The following is an 11,960-nucleotide window of genomic DNA, read 5'->3' as shown; positions in this document are numbered from 1 at the left end:
TCGTAGAATCTGTTAACAAACTAGATTCTACGAGGTTTCAATGACACCACGACAATTACTCGAAGACGTCAAATCCCGCTTCACACCTTTGATTGCGGATGAACCTGCCTTACTGGAATCCCTGCTAAGAAAAGCATTGGGAACCTACCAGGATAGGGCGGGACACATCAAGCGGATACGCTTCACTGATCAGACCTGTAAATCACTTGCTTGCCCTGCTGATTTTCTTGCGCTCGTATCGGTTACGGATCATACCGGGGATCTTGTCTACTCCGATGTTTACGATGGGAATATCGGGCTTGAAGATACTCATCGAGCGGTATACCCGCTGAATGTGTCATATCTGGCTAATTTACGTGATATGGATCTGGATAATGGGGAAGTGCCACCTGAAATCATTGGGTTACTTTCTGACTATCTGGAAGTGTTAATCGCGATACCTAACACTGATCGCCTGCGAAGAATATCTATCGCGGGGAAACTCGATGCCAGCAATTTATCCGATGAGAACACGCTGTATCAGCGAAAGCTGGATCTGGAAGAGAAAATGAGCGCAACAAGGGCAATTATCCCGGGAATTGTTCTTTTCTCATCCATGTTGAAGTGAGGGAGCTGATATGGGGCTTAATGTTGCTTCAGTAAAGTCTTATGTATCTTCGGCATTAACGACGACATTATTTGGCTCCGGCGTTGGTGAGCGGGAAGTTGGTAAGCTGACGTCAATCATCATGAACAAAATGCTGTTCGCGCAAGGATGGCAGTTCTCTGTCGAAGTTGATGGTCTGGAGGGGGCAGACTTCTTTGCTAAAGACATTACCTACCACGATTACAGCATCGAATATGAAACGATTAAAATCGGCGGAGGGAATATCCTTCAGCCAACGGAGCGTTCGCCTGGGCAGATAACAATGATGGTCAGGGATACCGTTGATGGCCTCGTTTTGGACTGGTTTAATACGGCAAAAAGTCGGGTGATCAATCCGGACGGTACCGGGAATATACCGTCTAAATATTTGCTCAATGTGCGTATTTATCGGTTGCTGTCCTCCGGTTTAACCAAACTGGAAAATGAGATGACGGTATTCCCGGTCACTACCGGCGATGTCACCTATGCGCGGGATCAGGTTACGGAATTTAAGTCATTCCCAATGACCTTCGCATTGCACAGCACGTTTAACCAATCCTCAAGTTCTTTGGCTTCCCTTCTGGGCTTTAGCTTTTCTCTTTGAATTAAGGAGCAAGGATGCTTTTACCTCTTTTCCCGCTACCATCGCGGCCAACTGAATTGATCCAGTTCCGTCAGCCAAATATTGCTGATGCGATGCGTTTCAACTCGATAACACCGGAGGAACAAGAACAACAGACAACGGCGTATTTAAAAGCCTTGCTGGCTGAACCCGCGAAATATGATCCCCTGACATGGACGGCGCAGGACCGGATTACCGCGTTATGGTGGATATTTACCGGCTCCCGTGAAACACCGGTCGAGACATTCACCTACACCTGTAAACATTGCGGTAAAGAGCATTATTACGATTGCGATATGAATGCTCTGGCTGAAGATATCCAAGTCCTGGAAGTGGAACCTTTCATTGACGATATTGAGGTGTCTGTAGAGGGAGTACCTTATCAATGGCGTATCGTGCCGCTTGATGGTTGGGCAATGGAAATGCTGGAGATGCGCCGTGCAGCATTGCCACCTGAAGACGACGCGGAATTCAAAGAAGCGATCGTTGATTTGCGTTTTTGGGAATTCGCTTATCAGTGTGAGCTTTATAACGATGTTAGCGGTACTCGTGAAGATCAGGCTGAGCGTCGTTATGAAACGATTAAACGGATGGCCATTGATACTGAATTTATGAAGCTGGCGGCACACATCCGACTGGCTCATGAAAAGCTCGAACATGGTTTACCGTGCTACATCGATAAAGGTGAAATGCGTCTTCGTCTCCCGCCGCATAAATGCCCAAATCAGGATAAAAAGGAGTCCACAGAGGGTGCATATACCCGTCTGTGGGTGCCCTTTCGGGCTACCGACTTCATTCCACAGGTGGGGATTGAAAAGCTATCAGACCTTAGTGTCCAACCTGGTTTTGTATGGGGGTATACCGATTCAGGACGCTGAAAGGCTTACTGAATCCTATGCGTTTTTCCTGTTGGAGAAACTGGAAGAAAAACTTAAACCGAAGCGGTAGGCGATAAGATCATGGAAAGAAAAAACGCCAACATTGACGATGTGATAAGGACGGTTGAAACCGCCAGCGCAAAAGAGCTGGAAGAGCTTGCAGGTATTCGGGAAGCCGTTGAAGATTTGAAAGGTGGGCGAGTTGCTACAGTTGATCCTGTCTCTCGCAGTGTGTCGGCATTAAATCGCACAATCGAAAATTCCCGGCCAGACTTTGTGGCCAATGCGCCATCAGTGGACCCTATTGTTGAGGCAATGAAACGGCTTAATTTAGGGGACGTTTCTCGTGTAGTTCAGGAGGATGTTGCTCTACAGGAACCGCAGGCCAAATCAACTACGCGAAAGGGTAAAAAACGACGCAAGAAGGCTATAACAGAAGATGTAAAGGCGCAACGGACCGAAGCAGCCGAACACGCTCGCGAAATGTTCGGTCAAAAAGGCGGTGCGCAAAAAAGCCAAAACCAACGCGATGCGCGTGGTCGTTTTATTGGAAAGTCAGGGAGTAAGGCCGCAGCGGAAGATGCCCGTGCTGAACGTGCTGAAAAGGCCAGGCTCAAAGAGGATGATGAGCGTCTAAATGCTGAATCAGGTTTATTAAAAAAACTGTCAAAAGTAGCTGAAGGCATAGGTAACCCTTCAGAGACTCGTGCCGTCGATGCGTTAGGTTATGCCGTTGCTGGTCCATTGTGGGCAGCAGGAAAGGAGCTTGGCGGAATATCAAAAGAAGTTGGCGGTTCGCTTAATGGTGCCAGAAAGTCAATTGCCGATGTGATTCGTGGCAATGACGATAACAGCCGTAGAAAAGGTTTTTTTAGGCGTAAATCGCAAAGTAGTGCCGATGTCGTTCAGGTTAACACCCAAAAACGGACGGTTCAGGAACTTCAGGATCAGACCAGCGAAATTAAAGAGGGCAATGACAAGATTCTCAGCGCCCTTGATCAGATAGCCAAAAACACCGGGAAAAAGAAGGGCGGCTTGCTATCCAAATTATTTAGCCTGTTAGGGAAGGGGGCCGGTGGTATTGCTTCCCTTATCTTTGGCCGTGGGGCACTAAAGAAAGTTGGCTCGATGGCACTAGGCGCTTTAGGTATAAAAAAAGTTGCAAGCTTATTGGGCTTTGGTGGGAAAAAAGCTGCTGCCAAAGAAGCTGGCGAATTGGCTACTCGCGGTGCCGGAAAACTTGCAACTAAGGGATTGGAGAAACTAGGTGTTAAGGCTTTTGCAAAGGGGGCTTTACGCGCAATTCCGCTAGTCGGCACGGTGGCTGGAGGTATCTATGATGCGGTAACCGGTTGGAATGATACAGAAGCACAACGTCGGACCTTTGGGCTTAAGGATGGGGAAGATCCATCTTTTCAGCAAAAAGCGGCTTATACACTGGCTAACGTTCTCGATATGGGAGGACTGGTATCTGGTATTAGCAGTGCTATTGGTGGCGTTCTCAAATCACTTGGATTTGAGGATATCGGCAATATGTTGCAATCATTTTCGACGGAAAGTATTGCCCAGGCCATTGATAGTGGGATTACCAATTTAGAAACATATATTTCTAACCTTGGTGACACCATATCCACAACATTCAACGATTACACAGCCAAGATTGGCGATGCTATTTCAGCCTGGTTCAGTGACACAACCAAGAGTCTGAACGAAAAATTAGACGCCATCAAAGACTTCTTTACTGTCGATAACCTGAAAAAGGTTTTCAGTGATGCAATTGATAGTGCAATTGATTTCATTAAGAACCCGGGAAAATACATTAAAGAGGCTGGTAGTAATCTATGGAATGCCGCAAAAGAGCTTCCTGGTAAGGTTGCCGATGCCGCTGTTCAGAGCACCCCTGTGGCCTGGGTTGCATCAAAGCTAGTCAACAAAGCGGATGCGAAAGAGGTTACACCTGAATTAAAAACACCAGCTAAAGAAAGTCAGGAGGACAATGCTCCTAAGACTGAATATACCCCTAAAAAGGCTAATATTGTCACTCGTGTTGTAAATGCATCCCTAGAGACGGCGAAAGATAGCAATAAAACAGTTAAAGAAACTGCCAATCAGATTATCAATGCAAATGCCGTAGAAACGGGCAATCGCGCGTTGCAGAAAATTGATAATGCTATTGGTCAAAATAGCTCATCATCATCGTCGCTTAATACTACTGGCACTAGGAATGACATTCAGAAAGCTGCGGATACCTACAACAATGGCAACTTAGATGTAAAAGTCGGAAGCCTTGGCGCTGAAGGTAAGGCAAATCTCGATAAGCTGGCTCCGTATTTTGCTGAACTAGAGAATAAATATGGCCTTCCTGAAGGCACTCTTCATTCTATTGCAGCTACTGAATCTAATGGCAATCCGTATGCAAAATCCAAAACTGGTGCGCTAGGAATGTTTCAGTTTACGGACATTGCTCGTAAGGAAACTGGATTATCCCGGGAAGATTCTTTTAATCCGGAAAAATCGGCAGAAGCTGCGGCTCTTCTAATGAGCAAGTATTTGAAACAAGCCAAGGGAGATTGGAACGAGGCCATCACCGCATATAACGCTGGTTTCAGAACTATTAACAACTGGAAAAAAGGCACAGGTGACTTATCGAAGGAAAATCGCGAGTATGCGATCAGGGTCAATACTCATCGTGCTCGCTATTTAGGTGGTGAAATATATACACCTAGAGCAGGAACACAAGGGGGAAGACCGCAACAAAGTGGCCAATCACCAAGAATGGATAACCTTCCTGAAAACGCCTTTGTTGATCAGTCTACGGGCCTGGCGTTTACCCCTGGCGAAAACCCGTTTGAAAAAGGGGGATTAGTAGACCGGATTGGTGAACTTACGGGGGTGAACGATCTGGCCAGCAAATTCCTGAATGGCCGGGGGATGCGTCGGGAAGTCGTCCAGGGAACCCTCGAAGAACGTGCACGAGGAAGGGGAACCGCAACGGCAGCTGGCAATGTGTATGTTGATACACCTATGCCAGTTGAAGAGGCACGTCCGGTGGCCAACAACTCAAGTTACTTTGACCAGCTCGGCGCACAAATGGGGATTGATGGACTGTATGACAAACTCATTAATGCCCGGGGAATGCGCTCAAATAATTCTCCTCAACCAGCTTCCACGTCCCAGATGACGACTGCCGCCAACGATTTGCAGCAACCAACCGGTCGTATGCAGATAGACGGACAGGTTATTAGTGACCTTGGCGGCTCCGGTGCCAAGCCGACAATGCAGTTGGCTGATAATACCGTTTCACTTGATGGTGAAACGAAGCGGCTGTTTGCGCAGATGACCTCATTGCTTGCCAGGATTGAAGAGCACACTAAAGACTCGGCGAAAGGCCAGGGAACTGTCGTAAAGGTCAGCACGCCTCAACCGGGCGTTATGCGCACGGTACCACTGTCAATTGATGATCCGTTGATGAATGACTACGCGAGAGTTGATTGATGGCCAACAATAACGAAATTGATCCTTTGCTGACGCTGGAGTTATCCGGCGTAAAAACGTATGAGTCCCAGGAGGAGGCCTGGGGCGCTCGTTTATATGAGTGGCTAAACACTTATCAGGGTGAGGTATACGGAGATCCGTCATGGGGCAATGTTTTACCGCAGTTTAAACACGAACCGACCAACTTGTCGCATGTTCAAATTGCGGTTGAGGCAATGCTTTTGCAAAAACTGACGGTAGATTTACCCGACATACCGATTTCTGGCTTGTCAGTAGCCGAGGGAGATGCTTTTGATAAGTTGAAAATATCCATTCGTATCAGGGATATAACTATCACACAGGACGTGGTGCTATGAGTAAAACAACACCGACTAAAGACAGTATTCGTGCAGAGTTTGAAGAGCTTGTCGAGAAAGATTCATTCTGGTCGAAGTTTGTCGGCTCTCAATTTGTCTCGATGCTGACATTGTTTATTACCCAGATTGTCTACAGGTGCTTTCAGTATGCCGATGCGGCGCTGGCTGAAGGCTTTATATCGACCGCGACGCGGCGTTCCTCTATCCTGGCTGCGGCAGAAACGAACAGTTATGTTGGTACCAAGCCAACACCGTCATCGGGGATGATTGAGATCACCGCCACAAGTGAAGATGCCCCAGCGGTAATCCCCAAAAATATGCCTTTAATATCTGACGACCAGTACCCTTACATGACTATGGATGTATGCAGGTTGGTTGACGGCACCGGTACGGTAGAAGTGGCACAGTTGGAAATCCAGGAGGTGACATATACCGTTACGGCAGCCAAAGAATTTCTGGAAGTCGTGTTATCAAAGGCTCTCACTGCTGTCTGCTATAAGCTGGAAGTATTCGTGACGACCGATGGTAAGACCACGCAGTGGTCTTCCAGCACTATGTTCCGGTTAGCCGGTAGTAAAAGCCAGGTCTACGTTGAGTTTTATAAGCCATCCGAGCAGTTGGGGGTTCGATTCGGTGATGGGCTAATTGGGCAAATACCGCCAGAAGGCTCGACCATTACACTTAAGGTATGGTGCACCAACGGAGATATAACCCTGGTTGCTGGCCAAAACCTGACTCCTGTCGATTCTGCGGCTAATTTAGCTAATTTGATTTCAGTTAAGACAACGACACCCATAACCGCAGGTACCGATGCCGAAACAACGGAGATCACACGTAATCGTGCACAATATTACCTTGCCTATGATGATCAGGTCGTATGGGGCGGGGACTATACGTATTTTCTGGTGCGTAACATCCCGGGACTGTCCTGGGTAAAGGCATGGGGCGAAGGCCAGCAAGAGAAATTAGATGGTGCTTATAATGTTCGGAATATCAATAAGATATTTATTTCAGGATGGCATCCAAACAAAAGCCAGTCAGAGCTTGAAGAAATGATCCTGGCTGCCTTTAAGAAGGTGCCGAATGAGTTGAACAAGAAATTCTCGTATAAAGAGGTCAGAAAACTACCCTTTAAGATCACCATCACTGGGCGGATATCGGCAAGCCTGACCATTGAGAACGTGACTGATGAGCTGAAGTCGGCACTGGAAACAAAATTTGGGCGTGACTCAACTTTCTTTGATCCGAACCGTGTCGGCAAGTACATCCTAATCAAGAAAAAAGACGTTTGGGCATTTATCGAAACGCTGGGTTATTTCCGCGACTTTTATCTGGAATTTGTCGAGTGGAATGAGTCCAACGGCTTTTACGATTTCGTTTATCTGGATACAGAAAACTCCACCTTTAATATTTCGTATGAGGAGGAGTGATGCAGCGTTCCTGGTTTAATAACCGGCTTACATCAGCTAAGCAAAAGTCATTACTTTATAAATCATTGGCTGATTTGGTTCAGTCAATGATGGACACCTTTGTTGACCCATGGTTGGAGCGAATTACCAACCGGAAGTCTATTTTCTCCATGAGCAAGGAGGATCTGGAGACTAGGACAAATGAACTTGGCCAGTTTTTTACTATCAGAACGTCGAATTCATCTTCCGTTCCGATGTTGTTACAACAGCGGTTTGATGAGATCCATTTTAAGGGTACTGAACGCCCTATAAACCAGACAATTTATCGCGAATTTAACGGTATATCGGTTTTATGGGATCCCATATATGCTCCGGTGGACTTTGAACGTCATCCCTATGGCACGGTCCTGATTCCAGAAAGCACACTGGAAACCACCGGCGGCACATTCGGCGAGATGTTTCTGACTTCCAGAGGAATGATCAGTATTCCCATAAACGACCTGGCCCGGACAATGGGTATTACTGGAACGATAGATCAGTCCGCAATTACAGAAGAAATTCTCAGAAAGTTTAATCAGTTCGTAAAGCCTCTACTGCCACTGCATATAGTGTTTGATGGGCTTACGCTCTATTTGTCGGTTGTTGTAAATGAACAGGCCGACATGATCACTTTGAATGAGATTTCTGATACCGAAAAAGCATTCTGCTGGTTTGAAACTTCGGATACAACTTCGCTTACTGAAGTTACGTCGATTAACGCCCCGATCACTGCAACGCCGGGCGGCACTATTGTGAAAGCAACGCCTACGTTTGATCGCACCCGCGCAGATGATTTGCTGTTGGATAGCGATGCGTGACAATCACCCCGTCCGCAGGGCGGGGTGACAAGTTACTTATCTTACAATGAGGCTTCACAACATTGATTAGGGAAAATCATGTCTGACGTCTCAACAAACCTCTATAAGAGTCAGTTGTTGGACTATTACTATCAGCGGCGCGCTGAATCGTCCATTAACAAAGGCTCTCGATTTTTAATCAGCAAGGCCGTTTTCGGTACCAGTTCACTGGTTACTAAGAAAGGAGATGGCACTTATGAGATTGGAGAACTGCCAAAGGCTTTCGATCTGGCAGAACTGACCAGTCAATTTTGCACCATCAACCTCGTCCCAACCTACTCAGGCGGGATAATTACTGTCCGAATGGACCTTGATCAAAGTCAGTTGCAGGAAGGGAAAAACTACCCATTCAACACTCTGGTTGTTCTGGATAACGAGAATAAGCCAATCGCCATTATTTGTGTCCAAGAAGACTCGCTGTATGTGGGCAAAACATATACCGCAGTTATGGCCATAAACACGACAACAGCATAAGGATATGCTTGATGAATGACGTTACAGTTGTTACATCAGTTACTTACCCATCACCCGAGTCGTTGGCTCTGGTGGCTGATGTGCAATACCACGAACCATATCTGTCAGCCGCGCTAAACCGAAAATTCAGGGGGATTGTTGACCCGGGATTTTATGCCGGTTTCTTACCTAAGCCTGGCGGTGGGATGAACCTGTTAATCACCTCAGTGGATGGTGATAAAACCGCAGGCGCGGCGTCGGTGGATATTGGTGAATTCTACCAGGTAACTATTCAGCAACGTAAGGATATTTCTCTTGCACTTAGTGCAGGCAAGAAATATGCAATTGTGCTGAAGGGAAGATACCTCCTTGGAGAAGATACCTATCAGGTGAATACCGCGTCACATATTCATGCGGCTGAATTTGTTGCCAGAACCTATACCGATTCATATCAGTTAGGAGATGGAGAGCTGCTTGTTTGTACGGTGAATATCCCTGCTGGCGTATCAGCCATTACCCAGGAGATGATTGATACATCCGAGCGTATTAACCGCACGATCGGCATTGATATTTCAGACTCTGTAACCAGTAGCAGAAGTGATGTTGCTGCAAGTTCGCTGGCAGTTAAAAAAGCCTACGATCTGGCGAAAAGCAAGTATACGGCGCAGGATGCAAGCACAACGCAAAAGGGATTAGTTCAGCTCAGTAGCGAAACTAACAGCGACAGCGAAACAATGGCGGCTACCCCTAAAGCCGTTAAGTCTGTAAAAGATCTTGCTGATACCAAAGCGCCAATAGAAAGCCCGAGTCTGACAGGAACGCCAAGCGCGCCGACGGCAGCGCAAGGTACAAACAGCACGCAGATAGCAAATACAGCCTTTGTTAAGGCAGCTATAACTGCACTTATCAACGGTGCACCTGGCACACTGGATACACTTAAAGAAATAGCTGCTGCGATCAATAACGACCCGAATTTCAGCACAACTATCAACAATGCCCTGGCTCTCAAAGCGCCTTTGGCAAGCCCTGCATTAACGGGTGTCCCTACTGCGCCGACCGCCGCACAGGGCACAAATAATACGCAGATTGCTACGACCGCTTATGTAAGAGCTGCCATATCCGCATTGGTTGGTTCATCACCAGAAGCTCTTGATACCCTGAATGAGCTTGCCGCAGCACTTGGCAATGACCCGAACTTTGCGACAACAATGACAAATGCGCTGGCAGGCAAACAGCCTCTGGATGCAACTTTAACCGCGCTCGCTGGCCTTGCGACTGGTGCAAACAAACTGCCTTATTTCACTGGTAAGGATACGGTAGCTCAGACTGATTTAACGTCAGTCGGTCGCGATATTCTGGCTAAAACAAGCACACTGGCCGTTATCCAATACCTTGGTTTAGGAGAAACGATAAATCTCGCTGCGGGTGCACTGCAAAAATCGCAGAATGGCGGCGATATTCCGGACAAAAAACAATTTGCGAGAACTATCGGCGCGGTAACATCGACTACCATTACACTTGGTGAATCAGGCTGGTTCAAAATCGCCACGGTTGTAATGCCGCAGGCTACATCAACAGCGGTGATTAAACTGTACGGTGGGGCGGGGTTTAACGCTGGTTCACCTGAACAGGCGGCAATCAGCGAACTGGTATTGCGTGCCGGTAATGGCTCACCTGTTGGAATAACTGCCACGTTGTGGAGACGCTCGCCTGCTGCGGCTAACGAGGTCGCATGGGTTAATACATCAGGCGACACCTACGATATTTATATTAATATCGGCCAGTATGCGTACTGGTTAATTGCGCAATATGACTACACCGGTAATGCAAATGTCACGTTGCACAGTACGCCTGAATATTCATCAGTACAGCCGGGAAACTCAACCAGCGGTCAGACATATACAATTTACAGTAGTCTGATGAAACCAACAGCCGGTGATGTGGGTGCATTGCCGATTACAGGGGGACAGCTAAACGGTCCGTTAAGCATTGGTACTGACAATGCACTGGGCGGTAATTCAATTGTACTCGGTGATAACGATACCGGTTTTAAACAGAACGGTGACGGGATACTGGATACATACGCGAACAACCAGCACACCGTTCGTGTCGCTCCCGGTGAAATGATGGTTCTGGGAGCTATTCGCGCAGGCAAAGAAAAAAAACTGTCACTAACGAGTAATAATAATTCGACAATGACAGCCACGTTTAAATTATGGGGCGACGCAAACAGGCCCACTGTAATTGAACTGGATGATGATCAGGGATGGCAGTTATACAGCCAGCGAAACCCTGATGGTTCAGTCCTGTTTACGGTCAATGGCGATATCACCGCTAACGTACTGCGTGCAGGCGGGGCCATCTATCAGAATAACGGTGATATCTTTGGTTCGCTATGGGGAAATGGCTGGTTAAGTACCTGGATTAATAATAATCTCGTCTTAGATGTTCAGTTAGGGGCCGGCACATCAGTGACTACCTGGAACAATGCAGGGTCATGGCCTAACACTCCCGGATATGTAGTTACCTCCGTCTGGAAAGATTATCAGGGCGAAAATATTGATGGTATTAATTATGCGCCTTTGCAAAAACGAGTCGGGAATCAGTGGTATACCGTACAAGGGGGAACGGTATAATGAAAAAATATCAGAATATCAAAAATTTCAGACTGACTGACGCGCCTGTAAACAGGGGGAAAACTCAGGCCGAAATAAATATAGGTGCATATTTTCTGAAGTCAGACGACGGACAGGACTGGTATGAGTGTCAGTCATTATTTTCTGATGATACTGCAAAAATAATGTACGACCATGAAGGGGTTATCTGGGGTGTTGTTAATAAGCCAGTCCCGCAACGTGGCAACACATATTCTGTATCAATGTTGTGGCCGGTTAATATGTCTGTTGCGGAAATAGACGCTGCTGACTGTCCTGATGATTGCCGTGGTGATGGCTCATGGTTGTACAGGGATGGTAAGGTTTTACCCGTTCCGGTGGATTATCAGGCTAAGGCCGAAACCACCCGACAGAAACTACTGGATGCCGCTAACAGCGCCATTGCCGACTGGCGAACCGAACTGGCGTTGGGTGAAATAAGTGACGACGATAAGGCCAGCCTGACTAAATGGATGGCGTATATCAGGGCGCTTAAAACGCTGGATTTGAGCGGCGTGAAAGACTCAGCCACCTTCACGGAAATCAGGTGGCCTGAATTACCACAATAACGA

10 protein-coding genes are annotated in these 11,960 nt (G+C 47.1%); all 10 read left to right on the top strand.

The genetic code is table 11. The features are described 5' to 3' along the window. Positions 1-40 precede the first annotated feature (40 nt). The 10 genes from HU143_RS24055 to HU143_RS24010 all read left to right on the top strand — a co-directional run bounded on the left by HU143_RS24055 (position 41) and on the right by HU143_RS24010 (position 11,957). Positions 41-607: a hypothetical protein gene (locus tag HU143_RS24055; protein WP_000188923.1), complete on the top strand. Its 567-nt coding sequence runs from the start codon at positions 41-43 to the stop codon at positions 605-607. Between the two features lie 10 nt (positions 608-617). Continuing rightward, positions 618-1,229: a phage tail protein gene (locus tag HU143_RS24050; protein WP_072646608.1), complete on the top strand. Its 612-nt coding sequence runs from the start codon at positions 618-620 to the stop codon at positions 1,227-1,229. A 14-nt stretch (positions 1,230-1,243) separates the two neighbouring features. Beyond that, positions 1,244-2,125 (top strand): hypothetical protein, encoded by an 882-nt coding sequence (locus HU143_RS24045; protein ID WP_000926351.1) that lies wholly within the window; start codon positions 1,244-1,246, stop codon positions 2,123-2,125. 81 nt (positions 2,126-2,206) lie between these two features. Then, positions 2,207-5,620, top strand: a complete 3,414-nt coding sequence (locus tag HU143_RS24040; protein ID WP_072649171.1) for a lytic transglycosylase domain-containing protein — start codon at positions 2,207-2,209, stop codon at positions 5,618-5,620. Beyond that, entirely contained in the window at positions 5,620-5,976 is a 357-nt protein-coding gene (locus tag HU143_RS24035; RefSeq protein WP_000002800.1) for a hypothetical protein, read from the top strand. The genes HU143_RS24040 and HU143_RS24035 overlap by 1 nt, the downstream gene beginning before the upstream one ends. Beyond that, positions 5,973-7,406 (top strand): bleomycin hydrolase, encoded by a 1,434-nt coding sequence (locus HU143_RS24030; RefSeq protein ID WP_000047923.1) that lies wholly within the window; start codon positions 5,973-5,975, stop codon positions 7,404-7,406. Before HU143_RS24035 ends, HU143_RS24030 begins: the two co-directional genes overlap by 4 nt. After that, positions 7,406-8,242: a hypothetical protein gene (locus tag HU143_RS24025; RefSeq protein ID WP_001189832.1), complete on the top strand. Its 837-nt coding sequence runs from the start codon at positions 7,406-7,408 to the stop codon at positions 8,240-8,242. Before HU143_RS24030 ends, HU143_RS24025 begins: the two co-directional genes overlap by 1 nt. A gap of 78 nt (positions 8,243-8,320) precedes the next feature. Next, positions 8,321-8,755 (top strand): hypothetical protein, encoded by a 435-nt coding sequence (locus HU143_RS24020; protein WP_001286326.1) that lies wholly within the window; start codon positions 8,321-8,323, stop codon positions 8,753-8,755. Positions 8,756-8,766: 11 nt separating this feature from the next. Continuing rightward, positions 8,767-11,370, top strand: coding sequence for a tail fiber protein (locus HU143_RS24015; RefSeq protein WP_185191093.1), 2,604 nt, complete (start codon positions 8,767-8,769; stop codon positions 11,368-11,370). Further along, complete coding sequence (locus HU143_RS24010; RefSeq protein WP_006678265.1) at positions 11,340-11,957, top strand: tail fiber assembly protein; 618 nt, start codon at positions 11,340-11,342, stop codon at positions 11,955-11,957. Before HU143_RS24015 ends, HU143_RS24010 begins: the two co-directional genes overlap by 31 nt. The last annotated feature ends 3 nt before the right edge of the window (positions 11,958-11,960 follow it).

The organism is Salmonella sp. SJTUF14076, assembly GCF_015534835.1.
GTDB lineage: Bacteria > Pseudomonadota > Gammaproteobacteria > Enterobacterales > Enterobacteriaceae > Salmonella > Salmonella enterica.
This window is presented reverse-complemented; position numbering and strand designations above follow the sequence as displayed.

Bases quoted from the DNA above. Each gene is read 5' to 3' on its own strand.
- HU143_RS24055 (WP_000188923.1), top strand. From the start codon at position 41: ATGACACCACGACAATTACTCGAAGACGTCAAATCCCGCTTCACACCT.
- HU143_RS24050 (WP_072646608.1), top strand. From the start codon at position 618: ATGGGGCTTAATGTTGCTTCAGTAAAGTCTTATGTATCTTCGGCATTA.
- HU143_RS24045 (WP_000926351.1), top strand. From the start codon at position 1,244: ATGCTTTTACCTCTTTTCCCGCTACCATCGCGGCCAACTGAATTGATC.
- HU143_RS24040 (WP_072649171.1), top strand. From the start codon at position 2,207: ATGGAAAGAAAAAACGCCAACATTGACGATGTGATAAGGACGGTTGAA.
- HU143_RS24035 (WP_000002800.1), top strand. From the start codon at position 5,620: ATGGCCAACAATAACGAAATTGATCCTTTGCTGACGCTGGAGTTATCC.
- HU143_RS24030 (WP_000047923.1), top strand. From the start codon at position 5,973: ATGAGTAAAACAACACCGACTAAAGACAGTATTCGTGCAGAGTTTGAA.
- HU143_RS24025 (WP_001189832.1), top strand. From the start codon at position 7,406: ATGCAGCGTTCCTGGTTTAATAACCGGCTTACATCAGCTAAGCAAAAG.
- HU143_RS24020 (WP_001286326.1), top strand. From the start codon at position 8,321: ATGTCTGACGTCTCAACAAACCTCTATAAGAGTCAGTTGTTGGACTAT.
- HU143_RS24015 (WP_185191093.1), top strand. From the start codon at position 8,767: ATGAATGACGTTACAGTTGTTACATCAGTTACTTACCCATCACCCGAG.